The 23,248-nt window shown below is 73.4% G+C and carries 21 protein-coding genes; 8 read left to right on the top strand and 13 right to left on the bottom strand.

Annotated features, from left to right (window positions below; genetic code table 11):
• The first annotated feature begins 19 nt into the window (after window positions 1-19).
• Complete coding sequence (locus ACWC9T_RS10820) at window positions 20-277, top strand: hypothetical protein (protein ID WP_396252572.1); 258 nt, start codon at window positions 20-22, stop codon at window positions 275-277.
• A gap of 105 nt (window positions 278-382) precedes the next feature.
• Here the strand turns inward: ACWC9T_RS10820 and ACWC9T_RS10815 are convergent, their stop codons facing one another.
• Entirely contained in the window at window positions 383-1,192 is an 810-nt protein-coding gene (locus tag ACWC9T_RS10815; protein WP_449820712.1) for an isocitrate lyase/PEP mutase family protein, read from the bottom strand.
• An 11-nt stretch (window positions 1,193-1,203) separates the two neighbouring features.
• Complete coding sequence (locus tag ACWC9T_RS10810; protein ID WP_449820711.1) at window positions 1,204-1,695, bottom strand: carboxymuconolactone decarboxylase family protein; 492 nt, start codon at window positions 1,693-1,695, stop codon at window positions 1,204-1,206.
• A 183-nt stretch (window positions 1,696-1,878) separates the two neighbouring features.
• Here ACWC9T_RS10810 and ACWC9T_RS10805 point away from each other — a divergent pair, with 183 nt between their 5' ends.
• The 4 genes from ACWC9T_RS10805 to pdxR all read left to right on the top strand — a co-directional run bounded on the left by ACWC9T_RS10805 (window position 1,879) and on the right by pdxR (window position 5,702).
• Window positions 1,879-2,658: an NRDE family protein gene (locus ACWC9T_RS10805; protein WP_449820710.1), complete on the top strand. Its 780-nt coding sequence runs from the start codon at window positions 1,879-1,881 to the stop codon at window positions 2,656-2,658.
• A 140-nt stretch (window positions 2,659-2,798) separates the two neighbouring features.
• Entirely contained in the window at window positions 2,799-3,026 is a 228-nt protein-coding gene (locus tag ACWC9T_RS10800; protein ID WP_449820709.1) for a hypothetical protein, read from the top strand.
• 100 nt (window positions 3,027-3,126) lie between these two features.
• The gene (locus tag ACWC9T_RS10795) at window positions 3,127-4,044 is read left to right on the top strand and encodes an undecaprenyl-diphosphate phosphatase (RefSeq protein ID WP_449820708.1); all 918 of its coding nucleotides are present in this window, start codon (window positions 3,127-3,129) and stop codon (window positions 4,042-4,044) included.
• Between the two features lie 236 nt (window positions 4,045-4,280).
• Window positions 4,281-5,702, top strand: coding sequence for a MocR-like pyridoxine biosynthesis transcription factor PdxR (pdxR, locus tag ACWC9T_RS10790; RefSeq protein ID WP_449820707.1), 1,422 nt, complete (start codon window positions 4,281-4,283; stop codon window positions 5,700-5,702).
• Window positions 5,703-5,830: 128 nt separating this feature from the next.
• Here pdxR and ACWC9T_RS10785 read toward each other — a convergent pair whose 3' ends face one another.
• The 10 genes from ACWC9T_RS10785 to ACWC9T_RS10740 form a co-directional block, all read right to left on the bottom strand.
• Window positions 5,831-6,019 (bottom strand): DUF6126 family protein, encoded by a 189-nt coding sequence (locus ACWC9T_RS10785; protein WP_449820706.1) that lies wholly within the window; start codon window positions 6,017-6,019, stop codon window positions 5,831-5,833.
• Window positions 6,020-6,049: 30 nt separating this feature from the next.
• Complete coding sequence (locus ACWC9T_RS10780; protein WP_449820705.1) at window positions 6,050-6,685, bottom strand: helix-turn-helix domain-containing protein; 636 nt, start codon at window positions 6,683-6,685, stop codon at window positions 6,050-6,052.
• A gap of 96 nt (window positions 6,686-6,781) precedes the next feature.
• Window positions 6,782-8,515, bottom strand: a complete 1,734-nt coding sequence (locus tag ACWC9T_RS10775; protein ID WP_449820704.1) for a pyruvate dehydrogenase — start codon at window positions 8,513-8,515, stop codon at window positions 6,782-6,784.
• Between the two features lie 115 nt (window positions 8,516-8,630).
• On the bottom strand, window positions 8,631-11,036 hold the full coding sequence (locus tag ACWC9T_RS10770; protein WP_449820703.1) for a glycoside hydrolase family 65 protein: 2,406 nt from the start codon (window positions 11,034-11,036) through the stop codon (window positions 8,631-8,633).
• Window positions 11,037-11,109: 73 nt separating this feature from the next.
• Complete coding sequence (locus ACWC9T_RS10765) at window positions 11,110-11,856, bottom strand: HAD family hydrolase (protein WP_449820702.1); 747 nt, start codon at window positions 11,854-11,856, stop codon at window positions 11,110-11,112.
• A gap of 118 nt (window positions 11,857-11,974) precedes the next feature.
• A complete protein-coding gene (locus ACWC9T_RS10760; protein WP_449820701.1) occupies window positions 11,975-12,775 on the bottom strand; it encodes a VOC family protein in 801 nt (266 codons plus the stop codon).
• 192 nt (window positions 12,776-12,967) lie between these two features.
• Window positions 12,968-13,417: an SRPBCC family protein gene (locus ACWC9T_RS10755; RefSeq protein WP_449820700.1), complete on the bottom strand. Its 450-nt coding sequence runs from the start codon at window positions 13,415-13,417 to the stop codon at window positions 12,968-12,970.
• Between the two features lie 139 nt (window positions 13,418-13,556).
• On the bottom strand, window positions 13,557-15,212 hold the full coding sequence (locus tag ACWC9T_RS10750; RefSeq protein ID WP_449820699.1) for an LCP family glycopolymer transferase: 1,656 nt from the start codon (window positions 15,210-15,212) through the stop codon (window positions 13,557-13,559).
• A gap of 317 nt (window positions 15,213-15,529) precedes the next feature.
• Window positions 15,530-17,200, bottom strand: coding sequence for an LCP family protein (locus tag ACWC9T_RS10745; protein WP_449820698.1), 1,671 nt, complete (start codon window positions 17,198-17,200; stop codon window positions 15,530-15,532).
• A 142-nt stretch (window positions 17,201-17,342) separates the two neighbouring features.
• Complete coding sequence (locus ACWC9T_RS10740) at window positions 17,343-18,329, bottom strand: helix-turn-helix transcriptional regulator (RefSeq protein WP_449820697.1); 987 nt, start codon at window positions 18,327-18,329, stop codon at window positions 17,343-17,345.
• A 363-nt stretch (window positions 18,330-18,692) separates the two neighbouring features.
• On the opposite strand from ACWC9T_RS10740, the gene ACWC9T_RS10735 reads away from it, so the two are divergent.
• From ACWC9T_RS10735 to ACWC9T_RS10725, 3 genes are all read left to right on the top strand, one after another.
• On the top strand, window positions 18,693-18,929 hold the full coding sequence (locus ACWC9T_RS10735; RefSeq protein ID WP_449820696.1) for a hypothetical protein: 237 nt from the start codon (window positions 18,693-18,695) through the stop codon (window positions 18,927-18,929).
• A 240-nt stretch (window positions 18,930-19,169) separates the two neighbouring features.
• Window positions 19,170-20,060, top strand: coding sequence for a hypothetical protein (locus tag ACWC9T_RS10730; RefSeq protein ID WP_449820695.1), 891 nt, complete (start codon window positions 19,170-19,172; stop codon window positions 20,058-20,060).
• The gene (locus ACWC9T_RS10725) at window positions 19,994-20,707 is read left to right on the top strand and encodes a VOC family protein (protein WP_449820694.1); all 714 of its coding nucleotides are present in this window, start codon (window positions 19,994-19,996) and stop codon (window positions 20,705-20,707) included. Before ACWC9T_RS10730 ends, ACWC9T_RS10725 begins: the two co-directional genes overlap by 67 nt.
• Window positions 20,708-20,709: 2 nt before the next feature.
• Here ACWC9T_RS10725 and ACWC9T_RS10720 read toward each other — a convergent pair whose 3' ends face one another.
• Entirely contained in the window at window positions 20,710-23,232 is a 2,523-nt protein-coding gene (locus ACWC9T_RS10720) for an AAA family ATPase (RefSeq protein WP_449820693.1), read from the bottom strand.
• Between the last annotated feature and the right edge of the window lie 16 nt (window positions 23,233-23,248).

Below are 23,248 nucleotides of genomic sequence, written 5' to 3'. Positions count from 1 at the left end.
CCGGGTCGTTCGGCAGGGCATGAAGAAACTCGCCACCCTGGCCGCCCTCACCATGGCGGGCCTCGCCCTCGCCGCCCCGGCGGCGTCCGCCACCACCCAGACCGCCAGCTCGCCGGACGCCACCGGCGGCCTCACCGACGGTCTCAACCTCTCCCCCGCCGACCTCGCCCTCCAGACCGCAGGCAAGCTCCCGGTGGTCGGGCACACCGCCGACGAGGTGGAGGCCATCGGCACCAACCAGATGTCCCACCCGGGGCTCAGCGGGCAGATCGGCTGAGCCCCGGAACGACCCACCGGAACAACCCACCGGAAGGACTCACCGGAACGGCTCGGGTGACCGGCCGACCGACCCCCGTCCGGTCAGCCGGTCACCCTCAGGTGCTCAGCCCGCGGAGAGGACGTTGAGCTCCTGGTAGGTCAGTCCACCGTCCAGGGAGGTGTACGTGCCGCTCGCGTACACCTCCTCGGCCGCGCGGCGGACCGCCGCGTACGCCGCCTTGGCCAGGCCGGGGCCCAGGCTGATCCGGGCCACCCCGAGCTTCGCCAGCTCGGCGACCGACGGGAAACCGGGGGCGGCCAGCACGTTCAGCGGGGCCGGGACGGCCGCGACCAGGGCGGCGATGGCCTCCGGGTCGGCGACGCCGGGCACGAACACGCCGTCCGCGCCCGCCTCGACGTACAACCGCAGCCGGCGGACCGCCTCGTCGAGCCGGCCCTCGGGCTCGCCCAGGCCGTGCAGGAAGACGTCGGTACGGCCGTTGACGAAGAGCGGGACGCCGGCCGCGTCGGCGGCCGCCCGGGCGGCCGCGATCCGCTCGGCGGCCTGTTCCGGGGCGTACTCGGCGTCCTCCAGGTTCACCCCCACCGCGCCGGTGGCGAGCAGCGCGGCGACGGTCTCGCCGACCCCTGCTGCGGTGTCCGCGTAGCCGCTCTCCAGGTCCGCGGTGACCGGCAGACCGACCGAGCGGACCACCTCGGCGGTCCGGGCCAGCACCTGATCGCGGTCGGCTCCGCCGCCGTCCGGGCTGCCGAGCGACCAGGACACGCTGGCGCTGGCCGTCGCCACCGCCTTCGCGCCCGCCGCGGCCACCAGCCGGGCGCTCGCCGCGTCCCACACGTTGGCCAGCACCACCGGCTCGCCCGGGCGGTGCAGTTCCTTGAGCAGCCGGGCCTTCTCCTGCTGGGTGCTCATCTCGGCTCCGCTCACTTCGCTGCCGGGCTCATGCGGGTGGACACGCCGATCCGGTTCCAGGCGTTGATGGTGGCGATCAGCGCGATCAGCTGGGCGAGTTCGGTCTCGTCGAACTGCGCGGCGGCCTCGTCGTACACCGCGTCCGGCACATGGCCCCGGGTCAGCAGGGTCACCGACTCGGTGAGGGCCAGCGCGGCGCGCTCACGGGCGGTGAACCAGGGGGTCTCGCGCCAGGCCGGGAGGGAGACCAGCCGGTGGTCCTGCTCGCCGTTCTTGCGGGCGTCGGTGGCGTGCATGTCGATGCAGAAGGCGCAGCCGTTGATCATCGAGGCGTGCACCTTGACCAGCTCGGCGATCACCGGGTCGACGCCCTGTCGGGACGCCCGGTCCACGGCGATCATGGCCTCGTAGAAGGCGGGGGCGAGCCTCGGCATCGCGAGGCGCTGCCGCGGCGCCGGCACCGGGGCCCCGTTCGTCGTCACGGTCTCGTTCGTCGTCGTCATGACTGCCAGCCTAGAAGCACAGTGGCCTGCCGCCCTGGTGCATTCGGCGCCCGGCTTCCTGGGCCACTTCCGGCCTGTGAACAGGGGTGCGATGATCACTGAGGGGGTCCGCCGGATTCCCCCGGGACCTCGGGCAGGACTTCGAGCAGGACTTCCAGGTCGAGAGTAGGGGGAGACGGGACCGTGTGCACGGCGTTCGTCAGCATCGAGCCCGAGGCGGCGGTACCGGTGCTGCTGCTGTCCGTCCGGGACGAGTACCTCGGACGCGGCTGGCTGCCGCCCGACCACCACTGGCCGGACCGCCCAGGGCTGCTCGGCGGGCTGGACCTCGCGGCCGGCGGCACCTGGCTGGCCGTCGACCCGGCCCGGCGCACCGCCGCCTGCCTGCTCAACGGCTTCGGCCCGCTCGCCCCCACCGACACCCGGCTCAGCCGCGGCGAACTGCCGCTCACCGCCGTCCGGCAGGGTGGGATCGGGCACCTCGACCTCACCCCGTACGACCCCTTCCACCTCGTCCAGGTCCACCCGGACGGCGCCCGGGTCACCAGCTGGGGCGGCGGGAGGCTGGAGGAGAACGAACTGCCCACCGGGCTCAGCGTGGTGCTCAACGACGGGCTGGAGGGGACGGCCGCCAACCGCACCGCCTCGGAACGGATCCGGAGCCTGATGGCCGCGCGCGCCGACCACTTCCGGGCCCGCTTCGCCGCCGCGCCCCGGCCGGAGCCGACCGGCGAGGGGACGGCCGGACAGGCCTGGGGCGGCTGGCTGCCGATCGTCACCGGCGGCGGGCTGGCGCTCGACGAGGACGCCGCGCTGATCCAGCGGCGGGACTTCGGCGACGGGCGGATCTGGGGCTCCTCCTCGATCTCCCTGCTGGCGCTCGGGCCGGAGCGGCTGCGCTACGACTTCGCGACCGCTCCGGTGCCGGCGGACGGGTCGGGGTGGCGGCGGGTCGCGCCCTGAGGGGTCGTGCTCTGAAGCAGGTCGTGCTCCGAAGCAGGTCGCGCTCTGAACGGACGGTGCGGAAAAGGACTTGAACCTGACGCTGCGGGAGGCGGCATCGTGGGCGTCCGTCGACCCCTCGCCCCCGCCGGAGGCCCACGATGCCCACCCCGCCCGCGACGGACCGTCCCCGCCGTCCGTCCGCCCTGCTGCCCGCCGTCCTGGCCGTCGCCCTGCCGCTGGTGGGCACCCCGCTCGCGGTGACCGCCGGAGTGCTGCTCGGCGGCGCCGTCCACCGGGCGGTTCCGGCCACCGCCCTCCCGGGCGCCGTGGCCGGGGTGCTGGTCCACCGACTCGGGGCCGGTGTCGCCCAGACGTACGCTCGATGAACTTCCGGCAGCAAGGCTGCCGGGCGTCTACATGCCCGTAGTAGCTTCGCGGGGACCCCCGGAATCGGCCGGCCCGCAGACCCCCGAGCGAAGGTGCGCGATGTCCACCCTGACCTACCCCGAAGCGATAGGCGTCGGCCTGCTGCAGGGTGTGACGGAACTCTTCCCGGTCTCCAGCCTCGGCCACAGCATCCTGCTCCCGGCCGTGATCGGCGGGAAGATCCAGCAGGACCTCGACATGACCGCCGACGGCTCCTCCTACCTCGCCGCCCTGGTCGCCCTGCACCTGGCCACCGCGCTCGCGCTGGTGGTCTTCTTCTGGCGCGACTGGGTCCGGGTGATCAGCGGCCTGATCAGCTCCGCCCGGCACCGCCGGGTGCGGACCCGGGACGAGAAGCTCGCCTGGCTGCTCATCATCTCCACCATCCCGGTCGGCGTGGCCGGCCTGGTCCTGGAGAAGGCGCTGCGGCACGCGCTCGGCAAGCCCGTCCCGGCCGCCGTCTTCCTCGCCCTCAACGGCCTCGTACTGCTCGGCGCCGAGCGACTCAAGCGCGGCGGCAGCGGACGCCGGCGGGCCGGGCACGCCGCCCCGGTCGACGAGCCGGGCCTGGACCCGGCGATCGCCTCCGACGCGCGGCTGACCAAGCTCAGCTTCGGTCAGGGCGCCTGGATCGGCGCCGCCCAGATCCTCGCGCTCTTCCCCGGCATCAGCCGCTCCGGCGTCACCATGAGCGCCGGCATCCTGCGCGGACTGCACCACGAGGACGCCGCCCGGTTCTCCTTCCTGCTCGCCACCCCGGTCATCCTGGCCGCCTCGGCGCTGAAGGTGCCCGAGCTGTTCAAGCCGGAGAACTCCGCCGTGCTCGGCCCGGTCGCCGCGGGCAGCGTCGCCGCCTTCGTGGCCGGCTACATCTCGGTGCGCTTCCTCACCAAGTACTTCGAGACCCGCAGCCTGACGCCGTTCGCGGTGTACTGCTTCCTGGCCGGCGTCGGAAGCGCGGTCTACCTGTCCGTCTGATCCGTCCGAGCCGCCCCGGCCAGGACCCGCGCGAGTCCGACCGGCCGGGCGCGACCGGACACCTGCCGACCGCCTGCGAGGCGACGTCGGCGGCGCCCCGGCGCAGCACGCTCGGCACCACGGTGCCGCCGTCGGAGCAGGCCGCCACCTCGCGGTCGAGCAGGGTCAGCAGGGCGTCGAGGAGCCGGCCGGCGCCACCTGGAGCTGAGGGCCCGTCGGCGGGCGAGAATGGGGCCGTGAAAGGCTCCTGGACCTCCTTCGGCGGCGATCTGCACCTGGACCTCACCGAGCGGCGCGGCGCCGGTACCGGGCTGCGGGCGGCCCTGGAGGACGCCCTGCGGGAGGCCGTCCAGGACGGCCGGCTCGCCCCCGGCACCCGGCTGCCGTCCTCCCGGGCCCTCGGCGAGGACCTCGGCATCGCCCGCAACACCGTCGTCGAGGCGTACGGCCAGCTCGCCGCGGAGGGCTGGCTCAGCTCCCGGCAGGGCTCCGGCACCACCGTCGCCCGGCGGCCCGTGCCCTCGCCGCCCGTCCGGCCGTCCCGGCCGCAGGCGCGGCGGCGGACCGTCCGGCACGACCTGATGTCCGGACGGCCCGACCTGTCGCTCTTCCCCCGCACCGCCTGGCTCGCCGCCGCCCGCCGCGCCCTCGCCACCGCGCCGCACGAGGCCCTCGGCTACGGCAGCCCGCTCGGCCGGATCGAACTGCGGGAGGCACTCACCCACTACCTGGCCCGGGTCCGCGGCGTGCGCACCGACCCGGACCACCTGCTCATCTGCAACGGCGTCCAGCAGGGCCTGGGCCTGCTCTGCACGGCCCTGCGGGAACGCGGGGCCCGCTCCCTGGCGGTCGAGGCGTACGGGCTGCCGCCGCAGCACGCCGTGGTGCGGGCCGCGGGGCTGACCACCGTCCCGCTGCCGCTGGACTGCGAGGGCGCCCGGGTCGACCACCTCGACGCCCGCAGCGGTGCCGTGCTGCTCACCCCGGCCCACCAGTACCCCACCGGCGCACCGCTGTCCGCCGACCGCCGGGCGGCCGCGGTGCGGTGGGCGCGCGAGCGGGACCGGTTCGTGGTCGAGGACGACTACGACGGCGAGTTCCGCTACGACCGGCAGCCGCTCGGCGCGATGCAGGCGCTCGACCCGGAGCGGGTGGTGTACGCGGGCACCGCCGCCAAGAGCCTCGCGCCGGGCCTGCGGCTGGCCTGGCTGGCCCTTCCCGACGCGCTGGTCGAACCGGTCGCCCGGCTGAAGGTGCTGGCCGACACCATGTCCCCGGTGCTCGACCAGCTGACCCTTGCCGAACTGATCACCTCCGGGACGTACGACCGGCACGTACGGCGCTGCCGCCTGCACTACCGGCGCCGCCGCGACCGCCTCGTGGCCGCCCTCGCCGAACACGCCCCGCACATCGAGGTCACCGGCATCGCCGCCGGCCTCCACGCCGTCCTCCAACTCCCGCCCGGCTCCACCCCCGAACCCGAACTCCTGGCCCGCGCCGAAGCCGTCGGCCTCGCCCTCAGCGGCCTCACCTGGCACCGCGCCGCCCCGGCGGACGACGATGCCCCGCCAGCCCTGGTGATCGGCTACGCCACCCCACCGGAACACGCCTTCCCGGCGGCCCTGGACGCGCTCTGCGAGCTGCTGCGCGAGGCGTGAGGGGGGCCGCCGGCTGCGCGGGCCCGGCGTGCTCGGCGAGTTGCCGCGCGCCGGACGGTCCGCCTCCGAAGCGGGCGAGCGCCCGCCTCCGACGGGGGCGGCGGCGGGCGCGGTCCGGGGTGGGTCGACTACTTGTTGCGGTTGCCCAGTTCGAACAGGAGCATGATGAAGCCGGCGAAGACGTGGATGCCGGCGGTGTAGATCACCAGTCGGAGGTAGACCCGCTTGTTGGCCCACTTGCCGGCGTCCATGGTCTTCGGGCCGGCGGCGGTGTCAGCGGCAGCGGCCGGGGTGGCAGTGGTGGTGGGATCGGCCACGGGGATCTCCTCCAGGGGTCTGACGGCAGGTCAGTGGGTCGCGGCGGGGCCGCCGCCGAGGCAGAGTTCGCCGCCGGGACTCTGCAGCAGGGTGTGGACGAAGAGCAGTTCGACGCCGGCCTCGGAGGCGGCGGCGATGCAGTGCGGGGTGAGCGAGTCGAAGTGGGCGCAGTCGCCGACGTCGAGGTGGTGGACGCGGTCGCCGAGGGTGAGGCGGAGCGCGCCGCGCAGGACGTACAGCCACTCCTCGCCGGGGTGCACCCGGACCACCGAGTCCTGGACGCCCGGCGGGACGTGCACCCGCAGCGCCTGCATGGCGCGACCGGGGGCGCCGGCCCGGCGGTAGCCCCAGCCGCCGGCCCGGCCGGGCTCTATGGCGCCGCCGCGGACCACCGGGTCCGGCTCGACCATGGCCTCGCCGAGGAGGCCGGACACCGAGGTGCCGTAGGCGCGGGCGAGACCGAGCAGGACGGGCAGGGAGGGCTGGCGGCGGCCGGTCTCCAGCCGGGACAGATACGCTGGGGAGAGCCCGACCCGTGCCGCGGCGACCTCCAGGGTGAGGCGGCTGCTGAGCCGGTGCTCGCGGAGGCGGGCGGCGAGTCCGGCGACCTCCTGGTCGTCGAGCTGCTCGCCGGCGGCGGGGGTGCCGGCGGGGCTGGTGGTCATGTGACCAGTGGACACCTCACGTGCCGCAGGGGCAAGAAATTTGCCTAGTAGGCAAAAGCATCGCGGGATCACCCCGGGAACACACCTTCGCCCCGTTCACGACCGGGGAATGTTGCGCAGATTGCTGCGGGCCAGGTCGATCATCCGACCGACGCCGCCGGAGAGCACCGTCCGCCCGGCCGCCAGCGCGAAGCCCTTCAGCTGACCGGCGGTGATGTGCGGCGGGATGGACAGCGCGTTGGGGTCGGTGACCACGTCCACCAGCGCCGGGCCGGGCCGTTCCAGCGCCTCCACGAGCACCTCCCGGACCCGCCCCGGCTCGGCGACCCGCTTGGCCGGGACGCCCATGGCCCGCGCGATGCCCGCGTAGTCCACGTCCCCGTTGTCGGTCTCGGACTCCGGGTAGCCGGAGACCAGCATCTCCAGCTTGATCATGCCGAGCGCGCCGTTGTTGAACACCACCGTCTTCACCGGCAGCCGGTGCTTGGCCACCGTGAGCAGTTCGCCGAGCAGCATGCCGATCCCTCCGTCGCCCGCCATCGCGATCACCTGTCGCCCGGGGCAGGCGAGTTGGGCGCCGATCGCGTGCGGGAGGGCGTTGGCCATCGAGCCGTGCAGGAAGGAGCCGATCACCCGGCGCCGACCGTTCGGCTGCAGGTAGCGGGCGGCCCAGACGTTGTTCATGCCGGTGTCCACGGTGAACACCGCGTCCGGGGCGGCCACCTCGTCCAGCACCGAGGCGACGTACTCGGGGTGGATCGGCAGGTGCTTCTCGATGTCCCGGGTGTAGGCGCCGATCACGTCCTCCAGCGCCCGGCAGTGCTTGCGCAGCATGCCGTCCAGGAAGGACCGGTCCTGCTTCACGTCCAGCAGCGGCAGGACGGCCCGCAGGGTGGCCGCGACGTCCCCGTGCACGGCCAGTTCCAGCGCGGTGCGACGGCCGAGCCGGGTGGCGTCGTGGTCGACCTGGACGGTGTTCGCCTGCGGGAGGAAGCAGTCGTACGGGAAGTCGGTGCCGAGCAGCAGCACCAGGTCGGCGGAGTGCAGCGCCTCGTGGCAGGCACCGTAGCCGAGCAGGCCGCTCATGCCGACGTCGTACGGGTTGTCGTACTGGATCCACTCCTTGCCGCGCAGTGAGTGCCCGACCGGCGCGTTCAGCGCCTGGGCCGCCTCCATCACCTCGGCGTGCGCCCCGCGCACCCCGGCGCCGCAGAACAGGACCACCCGGCGGGCCGCGTTGAGCAGCCGGGCCAGTTCCTGCACCTGGGACCAGGGCGGCGCGGCGACCGCCTGCTCGGTGAGGAAGTGGCTGGTGCCGGTGGGCCCGGCGGCGGAGAGGGCGGCGACGTCCCCGGGGAAGGCGAGCACCGAGACGCCGTGCGAGCCGAGCGCGTGCTGGATCGCGACCCGGAGCAGCCGGGGCAGCTGGGCGGGGGTGGAGAGCATCTCGCACCAGTTGCTGCAGTCGGTGAACACCCGCTCGGGGTGGGTCTCCTGGAAGAAGCCGGTGCCGATCTGCCCGGACGGGATGTGCGAGGCGAGCGCGAGCACCGGCAGGCCGCTGCGCTGGGCGTCGTAGAGGCCCTGGATCAGGTGGGTGTTGCCGGGGCCGCAGGAGCCGGCGCAGACCGCGAGACGGCCGGAGAGCTCGGCCTCGGCGGCGGCCGCGAAGGCGCCGGCCTCCTCGTTGCGGACGTGCACCCAGCTGATGCCCTCGGCCCGGCGGATCGCGTCGACGACCGGGTTGAGGCTGTCGCCGACGACGCCGTAGACCCGCTCCACCCCGGCCTGCCGGAGCACCTCCACCATCTGTTCGGCCACGCTCGCCACGGTGTACCCCTTCGCCGGGCGCCGGGAGTGCGGCCGGGCGCCGGTTGCCACAGGACACCAGCACCCTCCGGCGTCCGGGCCCGCTCCGCATCCGGAGCGGGCCCGGACAGGTGAGCTACTCGGCCGCCAGGTGCTCCTGTTGCCCCAGCTTGCCGGCGGCCAGGCCCGACTGGGCTTGGCGGCGGGCGGGTTCGCGGCCGGGGGGCTGGGCGCAGCGTTCCTGGGCGGGCGGGGCGGTGGTGGGCAGGGTGACCGGGGAACCGGCCTTGACCTGCACCGTCTCGCCGTCGTGCCGCAGGTGGATCACCTCGCCCCGGCGCAGCGCGTACGTCGTCCCCTCGTGGGTGATCTGCACGCCGAGCAGGTGGCCGCGCACCAGCAGCGAGAAGCTGAGCTTCATCAGCCCGGAGGGCAGCCGGGGCCGGAAGGAGAGCGTCTCGGTGTGGTCGCGCAGGCCGCCGAAGCCGGCCACCAGGGCGACGCAGGCCCCGGCGAGCGAGGCCATGTGGAGGCCGTCGCGGGTGTTGCCGCCGAGGTCGTGCAGGTCCATCAGGGCGGCTTCGGCGGTGTAGTCGTACGCGAGGTCGAGTTGGCCGACCTCGGCGGCGATGACCGCCTGGGTGCAGGCGGAGAGCGAGGAGTCGCGGACGGTCAGCTGCTCGTAGTAGGCGAAGTTGCGGGCCTTCTGCTCGTCGGTGAAGGCGTCGCCGCGGACCTGCATGGCGAGCACCAGGTCGGCCTGCTTGACCACCTGCTTGCGGTACAGGTCGAAGTACGGGTAGTGCAGCAGCAGCGGGTAGTTCTCCGGCGGGGTGTTCTCGAAGTCCCAGACCTGGTGGTGGGTGAAGCCGTCGGCCTGCGGGTGGACGCCGAGGTCCGCGTCGTACGGGATGTACATCGCGGCGGCGGCGTCGCGCCAGGCGGCGGTCTCCTCGGTGTCGACGCCGAGGGCGGCGGCCTCGCGCGGGTGGCGGACGGCGGCCTCGGCGGCGGCGCGCAGGTTCGTCTGCGCCATCAGGTTGGTGAAGACGTTGTTGTCCGCGACGGCGCTGTACTCGTCGGGGCCGGTCACGCCCTCGATCCGGAACTTCCCGGCGGTGTCGTGGTGGCCGAGCGAGCGCCACATCCGGGCGGTCTCCACCAGGAGTTCGAGGCCGTACTCGCGCTCGAACTCCGCGTCCCCGGTGGCCCGGACGTAGCGCGCGACGGCGGCGGCGATGTCGGCGCCGATGTGGAAGGCCGCGGTGCCGGCCGGCCAGTAGCCGGAGCACTCCTCGCCGCGGATCGTCCGCCAGGGGAACACCGCGCCGGCCAGGCCGAGTTGGGCGGCCCGCTCGCGGGCGAGCGGGAGGGTGGTGTGCCGCCAGCGCAGGGCCTGGTTGACGGCGTTGGGCAGGCAGTAGGTGAGCACCGGCAGGACGAAGGTCTCGGTGTCCCAGAAGCTGTGCCCGTCGTAGCCGGGTCCGGTCAGCCCCTTGGCGGGGATGGCCCGTTCCTCGCTGCGGGCGCCGGCCTGCAGGACGTGGAAGACGGCGAACCGGACGGCCTGCTGGAGTTCGACGTCGCCCTCGATCTCGACGTCGCTGGTCTCCCAGAACCCCTTGAGGTAGTCCGCCTGTTCGGCGACCAGGCCGTCCCAGCCGGTGTACCGGGCGGCGGTCAGCGCGGCCTCCACCTGGTCCCGGACGGCGGGCAGCGAGCGGGTGCCGGACCAGCCGTAGGACATGAACTTGACCAGCCGTAGCTTCTGTCCGGCCCCGAGCACGGTGGTGACGCTGATCCGGCACTGGTCGGCCTCGGCCTCGGCGACGGTGTCGAGCTTCTCCGGGCCCTCGATGACGTGGTCCATCCCGGCCGCGACCCGGATGCCGCTGAAGCGGGTGCGGTGCACCAGGACGGCCTTGGTGCCGCCGGCATGGTGCGCCTCGGGCTGCAGCGGGGCCTCCAGGACGGCGGCGGCGCGCGGGTCGCCCTCGGGGCCGCCGGGCAGCTGCTCGTTGGCGACCAGCTCGGACTGGAGCACGATCCGCACCGGCCCGTCCACCGCCTCGACGCTGTACTCCACGGCGGCGATGGCGCGCTGGGTGAGCGAGACGAGCCGGGAGGAGCGCACCCGGATGGTCCGCCCGGCCGGGGAGGTCCACTCGGCCTCGCGGTGCAGCATGCCTTCGCGGAAGTCCAACCATCGCTTGTGGCTGAGGAGTTCGCCGTAGCGCAGGTCGAACGGCTCGTCGTCCACCAGCAACCGGATGATCTTGCCGTTGGTGACGTTGATGACGCTCTGGCTGGACTCGGGGTAGCCGTAGCCGCCCTCGCCGTACGGGAGCGGGCGCAGTTCGAAGACGCCGTTGAGGTAGGTGCCGGGCAGGCCGTGCGGCTCGCCCTCGTCCAGGTTGGCGCGCAGGCCGATGTGGCCGTTGGAGAGCGCGAAGACCGATTCGGCCCGGGCCAGCGCAGCCAGGTCCAGGCCGCGTTCGGTGATCTGCCAGGGGTCGATCGTGAAGTTGTCCGCGGGACTCATGCGCCCGCCTCGCCACGCTCGGCAGGGGCATTCGCCCGCACGCACCTCTTGACGGCTCTCTCGCTTCGCTCGCTCATGACTGCTCCCCCAGCAGTTCGGAAAGGTCGTCAACGACCACGGTGGCGCCGTCGCGGCGCAGTTCGGCGGCCTGCCCGGTGCGGTTGACCCCGACCACCGCACCGAAGCCGCCGGCCCGGCCGGAGGCGACCCCGGCGAGCGCGTCCTCGAAGACGGCGGCGTGCGCGGGCTCGACGCCGAGCTCGCGGGCGGCGTACAGGTAGGTGTCGGGGGCGGGCTTGCCGGGCAGGCCCTGCTGTTTGGCGACCACGCCGTCCACGATCACGTCGAACAGCTCCAGGATGCCCGCCGAGCGCAGCACGTCCCGGCAGTTGGCGCTGGAGGAGACCACCGCGCTGGGCAGCCCGAGCGCGCGCAACCGGTGCACGTAGGCGACCGAGCCGTCGTAGGGCTTGACCCCCTGCGATCGGATCAGCCGCAGCACGGCGTCGTTCTTGGCCCGGCTGATCCCTTGCACGGTCCGGGCGTTCGGCGGGTCGTCCGCCGCGCCCTCGGGCAGATCGATGCCCCGGCTGTGCAGGAAGGCCCGGGTGCCGTCGAGGCGCGGGCGGCCGTCCACGTAGGTGTCGTAGTCGGTGACGGCGTCGAAGGGGACGAACTGCCCGCCGGTGCGGGCGGCTTCGGCGTGCAGGAAGGCGTCGAAGGTGTCCTTCCAGGCCGCGGCGTGGACCGTGGCGGTCTGGGTGAGCACCCCGTCGAGGTCGAAGAGGAAAGCGCGGATGTCGTCCGGTAGCCCCAGCATGGGTGCAGTCTTACCCGGGAACGCGGGGGAAGCCGCCCATTCCCGGCGGCGCGTCGCGGGAAGGGCGGCTTCCGGTTGCCACGGCAGAATCAGGCAGCGGGATCAGCAGGCAGCGGGATCAGGGGGAGTCGGGCATCTGCGCCTCGGGCGACTGGATCACCGCGAAGACCGCGCCCTGCGGGTCCTGGACCACGGCCATCCGGCCGGACTGCATGTCGAACGGCGGCTGGATCACCGCACCGCTGGCCTTGACCAGGGCGTCCACCACCGAGACGGTGTCGTCCACCGAGAAGTAGGTCATCCAGTGCGAGGGCGTGCCCTGCGCCAGGTACCCGGGGATCTTCTGCATGCCGCCCACCGTGCGGTCGCCGACGTTCAGCGAGAAGTAGCCGTCCATGCCCTGGATGGTGGCCGGGCGCAGCCCGAGCGCCGACCGGTAGAAGCGGCCGGCCGCGTCGGTGTCGGCGGTGTTGAGCTCGTTCCAGACCAGCGCGCCGGGCTCGTTCACCACGCCGGCGCCGATGAAGTCCATCGCCTGCCAGACGCCGAACACGGCGCCGGTCGGGTCGGCGGCGACCAGCATCCGGCCGATCGTGCCGATGTCCATCGGCTCGTAGAGGATCGTGCCGCCGGCCGCGGCGATGGCCCGGTTGGCCTCGTCCGCGTCGTCCGAGGCGAGGTACGTGGTCCAGGCGACGGGCGGCACCGGCTGCCCCTCGGGCGCGGACTGCGCCATGATCCCGGCGACCGGGCGGCCGTTGAGCGTGCACACGGCGTAGCCGCCGAACTCGGCCGGGCCGATCTCTCCCTGCCAGCCGAACAGGTCACGGTAGAAGTCGAGCGCGGCCTGCTGGTCGCTCGCCATCAGGTCGATCCAGCACGGGGTGCCGGGCTTGTACGGATCGGTCACTACGGGCATTGCTGGGCCTCCCGGAGGCGGTGGTGGCCGGCTGTGGTCGTCGGGCGGGCGGCGGCCCGGCCCGACCGGCACGGCCGTCCGCGCGGACGGCCGTACGACGGCGGTACACCGCCCACCTTCGGCCCGTCGCCGCGTTCCCGCCACCGGACGGCGCCCTGGCGGGCGACCGGCCGCGACCCGGTCACCGGGCGCTCACTCGGTGTCGTGCCGCTTGGTGGTGACGAAGTACGGCTGCACCTTGCCGCTCTGCGCATAGTCCTTGAGCCGGACCAGCAGTTCGGCCCAGGTGCCGGCCACCATCGGGATGCCCTCCTCGCTGCCCGGCTGCCAGCCGCCGTGCCGGAACAGCAGCCGGGTGCGCTCGGGCGCGTCGGGCTGGTCGGCGAGGTCCCAGCTGATCCAGGTGCCGGCCCAGTGCGGCGGGAAGGCCCCGGCGTTGGCCCACACCACCCGGTCCGGGTCGGCCCGCTCGCGGCGCAGCCGGAAGGGCTCGGGGGCACCGGGGAAGTCGAAGAGCAGCACGTCGCCCTCGCGGTCCACGGAGGTGGTCCACCAACTGGTCAGCCCGTCGTGGGTGTTGAGCGCGGCAAGGACGACGTCCCGGGGTGCGGCGATGTCGAGCTGCATGGCGATCTCGGGCATGGGGTCCGCCTTTCGGTGCCGTGGTGGTCCCCTCCCGGGGCACACGGGCCCCAGGCCCACCATGGCACGACCCCCGGGCCCACGCGCCCCGGAGGGCGCCGGTCCCGGGGGTCGTCCCCGCGCTGTCCGGTGGTGGCGGTCAGCCGCCGCTGCCGTAGGTGGTGTTCGCGCAGATGTCGTCGTCCGCCGAGCGGGCGTCGTTGGTGACGGTGGTGGGCAGCGGCTGCGGGGGCGTCGGGGTGCCCGGGGCGGCGCTGCCCGCGGTGGGCGTGCCGGTCCCCATGCCGTTGGCCGCCGCGAAGTCCTGGCCGACGATGACCGAGATGCCGCGCGCACTGCTCGGCTCCAGGCTGGCGCCCGGGAACAGCGCGGCGACCTTCTCGGCGTTCGCCTTCTGGCTGGAGCTGTACTCAATGGTGGTGGTCTTCTGCTTGGTGCTCGCCGCCTGGCCGGCCGTGGTGGCGGTGAACTTGGCGGCCTTCAGCTGCTCGGTCGCCTTCCCGGCCAGGCCGTTGGCGGTCGTCCCGTTGTAGACCGCCACCTTGATCGAGGAGTTGGCCGGGTCCCCGGCCGGGGCGGGCGGGGTGCTGGGCGCGGCCTGCGACGGCGCGGCGCTCGTGCTGCCGGGGGCGTCCGGCTGCTGACCGGTGGCGTTCTGGCCGTCGATGGTCTGGTCGGCCTTGAGGGTCTCCCAGAGCTTGTTGGCGTCCGGCTGGACCAGGTCGATGTTGGCGTCCTGGGTCCGGTAGCGCCATGGTGCGGTGACGAACTTGAGGTCGTGCATGTCGATGTTCTTCAGCGACAGGCCGAAGGAGAGCAGCTTGTCCGCGGAGTCCAGCCCCGGGTCGACGGTCAGCGACTTCGTCGCCGCGTCGGCCAGCGGCAGCAGGTTGGTGGGGCTCAGCCCGTCCTTCTTCATCTTGGTGGCGAGCGAGCTCATGAAGGCCTGCTGGCGCTTCATCCGGCCGATGTCGGAGCCGTCGCCGATGCCGTGCCGCAGGCGCACGTAGTCGAGCGCCTTCTGGCCGTCCACGGTCTGCTTGCCCTGCGGCAGGACGAGTTCGCCCTTCTTGTGCAGGTTGGGGTTGATGTCGCCCTCGTAGATCGGCTTCGGCAGGCAGATGTCCACGCCGTTGACGGCCTTGGTCATCGCGGCGAAGCCGTTGAAGTCGACCACCATGGTGTGGTCGACCCGGATGCCGGTGACCTTCTCCACCGTGTTCTGGGTGCAGGCCGGGTTGCCGTTGTCGCTGCCGCCGACCGAGAAGGCGGCGTTGAACAGGTCGTTGCCGCCCTTGGTCCACTTGCCGTTGGGCAGCTTGCAGGACGGTATCGGGACGATCGTGTTGCGCGGGATCGAGATGCCCACGGCGTGCTTGTGGTCGGCGTAGACGTGCAGCAGGATCGTGGTGTCCGAGCGGGCGCCGCCGTCCTCGCCGCCGCCGAGGTCGGAGTTGTTGCCGCCCCGGCTGTCCGAGCCGATCAGCAGCACATTGACCGGCTTGTTGCCGTCCGCGTCCGCCTTGGCCTCCGGCGGGCGGTCGGTGGCTATCGCGTCCGCGTCGAAGGACTTGATGTTGGCGTTCAGTTTGAAGTAGATCGCGCCGCCGGCGCCCGCGATCAGCACCAGGACGCCCGCCGCCGACCAGGCGACGATCTTCTTCACGTTCTTCTTGGGCTTGGCGTTCTTGCGTGCCGCCGCCCGGCCGCCGGCCGTGGCGTCCGCTCCGCCGCCGCCCTTGCCCTGCGCGGCGCGGCGGGCCTCCGCCCGGCCGCCGCTGCGCGGCCCGGGCACGGAGCCCGTCGCACCTTCCGTCGTGGGCACGTCCTCGCCCCGAGCCGGGCTCTCGCCCCTCCGACCTGACATGCGCGTACCTTTCACCGACGGAAGCGACGCCCCGGACGATCTGGCGCACCGCACAGAGAAGAGACGGACGAGGCCCCTCCCAGGTTGCACGTACGAAAGTCAGTACAGACCGACCATCGTGGCTTCCGATCATATTGAGACCACAAGCGATCTCCGACCCCCGGTGCACCAACGACCCCGGCAGTTACTGGACGATCCCGCTACAGAACGCCCAAAAACACCTGATTCGGACGTGTTCGTACCGCCTAGAAGACGCAGGGGATCCCGCCGTCGGACTGGGCCTCGACCTTGGGACCCTGCATCGGCAGGTTGGCGGCCGGGTCGGTCGGAGCGGCGCTGGGGGCGGCAGGCCGGTCGGACGCGACACCGGTGAACGAGGTACCGAGGATGACCACGACGTGGCCGGCGCCGTCGGAGGCGGACTCGGCGGCGGTCGCGCCGTAGCGGGCGGCGATCTGGTCGGCGGCCTCCTTGGCGCCCTTGCCGTAGGTGACGGTGGTGTTCTTCGGCCTGGTGGCGGCGGGGCCGGTCCTGCCCTCCTTGAAGCCCATGCCGACCAGGACCTTGGCCTCGTTGGAGGAGGAGACCCCGGCGGCGGAGGAGGCGTTGAACACGTCCACGGTGGCCGGGGAGACCGCCTTGGTGGGCGTGGGAGTCGGGGTCTGGGTCGGGGCGGCGGTCGTGGTCGCATCGCCGCTCGGGGCGTCGCTCGGGGCGGGAGCGGGGGCGGCGTCGGCGCCGCCGAACACCTGCTTGACCACCTTCTGGATCTTCGACGGGGTGACGATGTTGACGTCCTGCGGCGGATCACCCTTCTTGTCCTCCCGGTCGAAGGTGAGGGTGTTGAACTCGACGTTGCCGCCGGTCAGGGCCGGAGCCTGCTGGGCGAAGTCGAGGATGTTCCACTCGTTGTCGATCACCAGGTCCTGCTGCACCACTCCGAACAGCTTCTGCATCGCCCCGAGGTCGCCGATGACGCCCTGCTGCTTGAGCTTGTGCATCACCGAGGAGATGAAGGCCTGCTGGCGGTGGGTGCGGGCGAAGTCGTCCGAGTCCCCGTGACCGTCGTCCAGGTTGTGGCGCTGGCGGACGAAGGAGAGCGCGTCGGCGGCGTCGAGGTGGCTGACCCCGGCCGGGAGCTTGAGCCCGGTACCGCCGCCCTCATGGGTGGCCGTCCTGGACTTGATCGGGTCGTCCACCGGGTGGGTGAGGCAGACGTCGATCGGCTGCAGCACCTTGGCGATGTCGTAGAAGCCCTTCAGGTTGACCTCGGCGATGTGGTCCACCGGCTGGTCGAGGAACTTCTGCACAGTGCGGATGGTGGCCGCGCGACCGGCGTCCCGGCCGGCCTTCTCCAGGTCGGCGCCCTTGAGCCCCTTGGCCTTCGGGCTCTTGTCGAACAGGTCCTTGGCGTTGCCGTAGGCCTCCTTGATCTTGGCCATGCCCATCTGGCCACCGTTCCCGTCGTAGGTCATCACCCAGTCGTCGCGGGGGATCGACACCGACTGCACCTTGCCGCCGTTCGCCGGTATGTGCAGCAGGATCAGCGAGTTGGTGTTGTAACCGCCGATGTTGGAGTCGTGGCCGGCGTGCAGCTCGTTCTCGACGATCTCCGAGGGCAGGTCCGAACCGTCCATGGCCTTGCGGCTGTCGAGGCCGATCAGCAGCAGGTTGACCGAGTTGTCGAGGTGCTTGGGAGCGTCCTTCTTGGTCTCCGCGATCGCGTTGGACGTGGTCATCCCGTCGGTCAGCGACGTGTACTCGTACCAGACCACGCCGCTCGCCGCGAACACCGCGAAGCCGACCGTGCAGGCGACCACCCGGCCCGCGATCAGCAGCGGGGAACGGCCGCCTCCGCTCGCGGCCTTGCGGGCGGCGGCCCGGCCGCCCCCCTGCTGCTCGGCGTTCTCCGCCATGGCGCGTCCCCCGGTTCCCGGACCGGTCGGTCCGTGTTCGACAGGTAGGTCCGGCCAGCGAAACACACGAAACCGGCCAGCCAAAGCGCTTCGGCGTCACATTGCCATCAGTCCACCCGGTTTGAGGGGCGGGGCGGACCGCTCAGAGCCAGCCGCGGCGCCCGGCCAGCAGGCCGGCCTCGAAGCGGCTGCGGGCGCCGAGGCGGTCCATCAGGTCGGCCATCATGCGACGGGCGGTGCGCAGGGAGAGGCCGAGGTGCTTGCCGGCCGCCTCGTCGGTGTAGCCCTGGCCGAGGAGGCGGAGCAGTTCCTGTTCCTGGCGGGTGAGGCCCTGCTCGTCGCGCTCGCGCGGGGCTCCGAAGGGGGTCGCGTCGGACCAGGTCTGCTCGAAGAGTGAGACCAGGGCGGTGAGCACGCCCGGGGAGGAGATCTGGACGGCGCCCTTGAGGGTGTTGGCCGGGTCGATCGGGACCAGCGCCACCTGACGGTCGATGACCAGCATCCGCAGTGGCAGCGCCGGCACCGTGCGCACCTCGCAGCCCAGTCCGGTCAGCCACTCGGCGTGCTGGACGGTGGCGCGGTCCTTGCGGACCGAGTCCAGGTAGACGGTGCGCATGGTCACGCCGCGGGCGAGCAGCGCCTCGTTGTCGGGGCGGCTGGCCTGGAGGGAGGCGGCGGACTGGGCGCCGCCGGGGCTGAAGGTGAGCAGTTCGTCGCGGACCGCGCCGACCAACTCCTCCATCCGCGCCTGCACGGTGGCCATGCCGATCAGCCGCTCAAGTCTGGCGTCCTCGTTCGCCGAGTCGTCGCGGAACTGGGCGAGCATGGTGGTGATCTCGGCCTGGCGCCGCTCGAACTCCAGCTGGGCGCGCTGCTGGACCGATTCGTAGTACCGCAGCAGGGCCGGCAGCCCGACCCTCGGGTCGACCGGCCGCAGGCCGCCGGGCGGCTCGCCGGGCGCGTCCTCGGCGGGACGGAGCAGGCGGAGGTCAGCGAGTTGGTCGAGGGCCGCGCGGACCTGCCCCTCGGCCAGGCCGAGCTTTTCGGCCAGGCCCTTGGCATCCAGCTGATGATCGGTCAGCATCAACCGGTAGACCGCCTGCGCGGAGTCGTCGATCCCCCGCATCATCGGTGCAACACCCCCCGCAGCGTGTTCCGATCACCCGCACCTCGCCGGACAAGTCCGCGCCCGATCATGCCAGGACGGAGTGGTCAGGACAACCGCGGTGACGCTCTGTTTCCGGGTTCCGGATCGGCCCGCCGCGAACAGGGTAATGGAAAGGCAATGGCACCAAGGTGCCACGGCGATCTTCCTGCCGCCCCGAACACCTTCCGATGCCCCTCGGCGTCGTCCAGACTTTCCGTTGCCGGGGAGCCGCGAGCTCCCCCGCCGGGCCCGCCAATGACCATGGGCCGTCATCGCCGACGGTCGACCGACGAGGTCGTTGAATTGGCCGACACCGCGTCCGAAACACATGTCCTGGGGGATGTCATGCTGCTTTCTTCCCGCAAGTTCGCCTGTACCGTCGCCGCCGCGCTGGCCGTCTCCTGCGGCGTCCTGGCCGGTTCCGCGCACGCCTCGACCGGCTCCGCACCCGCCGCCGGCACCACCGCCTCGATTCCCGGCACGGCGCACCACATCACCGACGGTCCCTCCCGCCAGATCCGCGAGTCCCAGCTCCTGATGCTGACCGGTGCGGCCACCCCGGCCGACTGGCGCTGGGGGTAACAGCCGTTCTCGGCAAGGACACCTGACGCTTCCTCATCGTCCCCGACTGACGGGCAGCCAGATCGGACGGTGGCGGAGGTCCCCGGCCGCAGTCCGCGCCCGGTCCGCACCCGGCCCCGCCCGGACGGGCCCCTGACGGGCGCTCCCCGGCTCCGCGCGCCCCACCCGGGCGGCCGCGGCCGGGACGAACTCCGGACCCCCTCAGAAATTGAATGTGCAACAAATCTGTCAGGAGTGACAGTGCCGGTTATCGAGCCGATTGTGCTGAACTTCTTCGGCATCGAGATCGCCCTCGTCCAGGCCGACCGCGACGAGATCTCGTTCCAATTCGGGCCGCACCTCACCGGGATTTCCCGGCACCCGGACCAGCTACGGGTGGAATTCTCCCGCACCCCGGGGAAGGGCGTGCCCGGTGATTTCCTGGTGCGCCGCAGCGACGGCACGCCATTGCTCCGCCGGACCTTTCGGGGCTGGGGGAACCTGCCCCCGGCGGTGCCGCCGTTCGCGGCCCTGCAGGACCGGTTCTGCCTGGCCCAGGCGGTGGTGCTGGCGAAGGGCGGCACCACCGTCGCACTGATCGGCGGGCCGTACTCGGAGCAGGCCAATGTGGGCGCCGCGCTGGCGCAGCGCTCCTGGGAGTTCGCCTCCGGACGGCTGCTGGTGCTGGACCGTCGCACCGGGCACGTACTGCCGTACCTCGCGCCGCTGGAGGCGCGCGGCCCGGCCGCCGCCCGACTGCGCGCCGCCGGGCTGCCGGAGGGGATGTGGCGCACCGTCACCTCGCCGGTCGGCGGCGAGGTGCTGCAGGTGCGACCGGAGTGCCTCGGCCCGACGGTGCCGGTGCGCGCCCGACTGGCCCCGCCGGCGCTGGTCCGGCTGTGTCGCAGCGCCGACGAGGAAGTCAGGCTGACACCATGGGAGTTCACTGCCCAGACCTGGCCGGCCGGGTCCGCCGGGCTGCTCTCCGGGGCACCGACCCACTGCCTGTACCTGCCCGGCGTGAGCGGGGCGGAGGAGGCGGCGGGTCTGATCGATCACGCAATGACCAAGGAGAAGGACGAGTCGTGCCTCGACGTACCCGCTATGCCATCGGCGCACCGTGCTGGGCTGACTGCATCACTCCCGATCTGAGCGGCAGCCGGGAGTTCTACTCGGCGCTGCTGGGATGGGAGTTCGTCACGGAGTCGCCGGACTACCAGCTGGCGACGCTGAACGGGGAGATCATCGGCGGCTTCGGCGCCGCCCCGGCCGGACTGCCGCCGCAGGCCTCCTGGAACGTCTACCTGGCGACCAAGGACGCGGACCGCAGTTGCGCGCAGGTCGGGGAGCTGGGCGGGCGGGTGGTGATGCCGCCGGTGCCCGCCGGGGACAACGGGCGCCTCCTGCTCGCCGTCGACCCCTCGGAGGTCACGGTCGGCTTCTGGGAGGGCAACCGGGCCGAGGGCGTGGTGCTGGCCGACGAGCCGGGCGCGATCTGCGGCCACGAGCTGCGGGTGCCGGACGCCTCGCGCGCCGAGTCCTTCTACGGCGCGCTGTTCGGCTACCGGCTCGCCCCGGGCGGGGACTTCGAGCTGGACGGGGCCGCCCACGCCCGGGTGGTCGTGAGCGACCAGGGCCGACCGCTGTGGCTGCCGCACTTCGGCGCGGCCGACCCGGCGGACACCGTCCGCCGGGCGGTGGACCTGGGCGCCCGGCTGGTGCGGCCCGGCCGGGAGGAGGCGCCGGTGCTGCGCGACCCGTGGGGCGCCGAGTTCGGCGTCCTGCCCGTACTTGCCTGAGGTCACAGGGCCTTGACGGCGGCGCCGAGTTCTGGCCTCCCCTTGATCGCCAGCTTGCGGTAGATCCGCCCCAGGTGGGTGTCCACCGTGCGCTTGCTCAGGCAGAGCCGCTCGGCGACCTCCAGGTTGCTCAGGCCCTGCAGCACCAGCTCGGTGACCCGGCGCTCGCTCGGGGTCAGCCGGACCGGCCCGGCGTCGCGGGTGCCGATGGCCGGGCCACTGCGCTCCTCGGCCGGGCGCGGCCTGGCGTCGCCGCCGGGCAGCGGGTCGGCCGCGATGGTCCGGGCGGCGGCGTGTTCGCCGAGCGATTGGTAGGCCTGAGCCGCATGGGCGCGCCAGGGCACGCAGGCCGGGTTGGCGACGCCGCGGGCGGCCAGCTGGTGCCCGCACTCCAGGAAGAGCCGCAGCGCCTCCTGGTGGTCGCCGCGGTGCGCGGCGACCAGGCCGCGGGCCTCCAGGACGACCGCGCGCAGCAGCGGGTGGGCCTCGGCGGGCAGGTCGACCGCGGCGAGCTCGGCAGCGTCCACCGGCAGACCCCGGCGCAGCCGGGCCCGTACGACCAGGGCCTTCGCGGCGCCCGCGAGCTCCTCGGCCCGGACCTGCCGGGCCAGTTCGGCGGCCCGCTCGGCGTCGGCCAGCGCGGCGTCCAGCCGGCCCTGGCGGTGGGCGATGTCGGAACGGGCCAGCAGGGCGAGGGCGAGTTCGCCGCGATGGTTCCAGCGCTGGGCGGAGCGGACCGCGCGGCCGGCCCAGGCGGCCGCCTCGTCCAGCCGTCCGGTCCAGGCGTAGGCCATCGCGGCGCCGAGCACGTCCGACCCGGCCTCGGCCGGCGAGACCTTGCGCACGCAGCGCGCCGCCAGCCGGACCGCCGTACGGGGCAGGCCCCCGGCGGCGGCCAGGGCGGCCAGCGCGCCGAGCATGCCGGGTGCGGCGGGTTCGGCGGCCCGGGCGCGCAGCGCGGCGAGCGCGGGCCGCAGGGCGGTGCGCCGGCCGGTCAGCAGGGTCTGGGCGGCGAGCGGCAGCAGCAGTTCGGCGGGGGGGTCGGGGGTGGCCGCGAGCGCGCCGGCGGCCTCGGCGAAGGGGACGGCGGCGGCGCCGGCCGCGCTGAGCGCGAGCACCGGGCCGGCGAACGGGCGCAGCAGCCGGGCCCGTTCGACCGGGTCGGCGGCGTCGGCGAGGCCGGCGGCGCAGCGGGCGGCGGCGGCCACGTCGCGGTGGAGTTCGACGGTGCCGAGCTGCCCGGTGAGCGAGCGGACCAGCTCGGGGTCAGCGGCGTCGGCGAGGGCGCGCTGCAGGTAGCGGGCGGCGTCGTCCCAGTGGCCGTCGGCGGCGGCCTCCTTGGCGGCGGTGCGCAGCACCGGGACGGCCCAGTCCAGTCCGGTGGTGCCGGAGGACATCAGGTGCTCGGCGGTGCGGGCGGCGGGGGCGCCGAGCCGGACCAGCAGGGCGGCGGCCCGCTCGTGCAGGGCGACCAGGACGCGCGGGTCGGTGCGGGCGAGGACGGCGGTGCGGACCAGCTCGTGCCGGAAGGTCTCGGGCGGGCCGGGTTCGATCAGGTCGGTGCGGCGCAGCGCCTCGCGGGCCTCGTCGGCGAGCAGTTCGCCCTGGCCGGTGAGCAGGGCGGCGGCGGCGAGGTCGGCGTCGGCGCCCAGCACGGCGAGGCCGGTGAGCAGTTCGGCGGCCCTGGGGTGGCTGCGCCGCAGCCAGCTGAGGGTGGTGTCGGCGAGGGTGGCGGCGCCGATCCGCCGCACGGTGTCGAGGTCGGGCGAGCCGGCCGAGATCCGGGCCGCGACCAGGCGGGCGGTCAGCTCCTCCAGCACCAGCGGGTTGCCGCGGGAGAGGTTGTGGCAGACGGCGGCCAGCTCGGGGTCGACGGGGGCGTCGAACTCCTCGGCGACCCGTTCGGCCACGCAGCTGTCGCAGAGCGGGCCGGGGGTGAGGGTGCGGGCGTGGCCGAGCGCGCCGAGTTCGGCGGCCAGCGGGTCGTCGGCCTCGTCGGCGCTGGTGGCGAGCAGCGCGACGGGCAGGCCGTCGAGGCGGCGGGCGAGGTAGGAGAACCACTGCCGGGACTCCTCGTCGGCCAGGTGCAGATCGTCCACGGCCATCACCACCGGGGTCCGGGAGGTGAGTGAACGGGCCGCGTGAAAAAGGTTGTTCAGGACCCGCTCGCGGCCGTTGCCGACGCTTTCGGAACTCTCCGGAAGGGCCTCGGCGAGAAATTCGCCGGGTGATTCCCCGGGGAATTGCGCGGACGCCGCCGGGCCACTTGTCATGCGCATGAAGGGGTCGAAGAGCTGACGCACCACGCCGTACGGAAAGTCCCGTTCGTTGTCGTGACATCGAGCCCGCAGGACCACCGCCTCGCCCGGTATTCGGGCCAGCGCGGCGCGCAGCAGCGCACTCTTCCCGATCCCTCGCGGGCCCCTGACCAGCACGACCGCTGATCGACCCGCCCCCGCGCCGGCCACCGCGCGGGCCAGCTCGGCCAGCTCCGTTTCCCGGTGCAGCAAAACTCCAGTCGGCACCGCAACCCCCCGTCGA

The organism is Kitasatospora sp. NPDC001159, from assembly GCF_053598235.1.
Note: the sequence above shows the minus strand (reverse complement) of the source record. Positions and strands in the feature narration are given on the sequence as shown.

What these genes read in the sequence shown, in the direction of transcription:
- ACWC9T_RS10780 (WP_449820705.1), bottom strand. Translation starts at nt 6,685, where the DNA reads ATGACCACCAGCCCCGCCGGCACCCCCGCCGCCGGCGAGCAGCTCGAC.
- ACWC9T_RS10810 (WP_449820711.1), bottom strand. Translation starts at nt 1,695, where the DNA reads ATGACGACGACGAACGAGACCGTGACGACGAACGGGGCCCCGGTGCCG.
- ACWC9T_RS10735 (WP_449820696.1), top strand. Translation starts at nt 18,693, where the DNA reads ATGCTGCTTTCTTCCCGCAAGTTCGCCTGTACCGTCGCCGCCGCGCTG.
- ACWC9T_RS10760 (WP_449820701.1), bottom strand. Translation starts at nt 12,775, where the DNA reads ATGCCCGTAGTGACCGATCCGTACAAGCCCGGCACCCCGTGCTGGATC.
- ACWC9T_RS10800 (WP_449820709.1), top strand. Translation starts at nt 2,799, where the DNA reads ATGCCCACCCCGCCCGCGACGGACCGTCCCCGCCGTCCGTCCGCCCTG.
- ACWC9T_RS10740 (WP_449820697.1), bottom strand. Translation starts at nt 18,329, where the DNA reads ATGATGCGGGGGATCGACGACTCCGCGCAGGCGGTCTACCGGTTGATG.
- ACWC9T_RS10765 (WP_449820702.1), bottom strand. Translation starts at nt 11,856, where the DNA reads ATGCTGGGGCTACCGGACGACATCCGCGCTTTCCTCTTCGACCTCGAC.
- ACWC9T_RS10795 (WP_449820708.1), top strand. Translation starts at nt 3,127, where the DNA reads ATGTCCACCCTGACCTACCCCGAAGCGATAGGCGTCGGCCTGCTGCAG.
- ACWC9T_RS10815 (WP_449820712.1), bottom strand. Translation starts at nt 1,192, where the DNA reads ATGAGCACCCAGCAGGAGAAGGCCCGGCTGCTCAAGGAACTGCACCGC.
- ACWC9T_RS10770 (WP_449820703.1), bottom strand. Translation starts at nt 11,036, where the DNA reads ATGAGTCCCGCGGACAACTTCACGATCGACCCCTGGCAGATCACCGAA.
- ACWC9T_RS10755 (WP_449820700.1), bottom strand. Translation starts at nt 13,417, where the DNA reads ATGCCCGAGATCGCCATGCAGCTCGACATCGCCGCACCCCGGGACGTC.
- ACWC9T_RS10820 (WP_396252572.1), top strand. Translation starts at nt 20, where the DNA reads ATGAAGAAACTCGCCACCCTGGCCGCCCTCACCATGGCGGGCCTCGCC.
- ACWC9T_RS10745 (WP_449820698.1), bottom strand. Translation starts at nt 17,200, where the DNA reads ATGGCGGAGAACGCCGAGCAGCAGGGGGGCGGCCGGGCCGCCGCCCGC.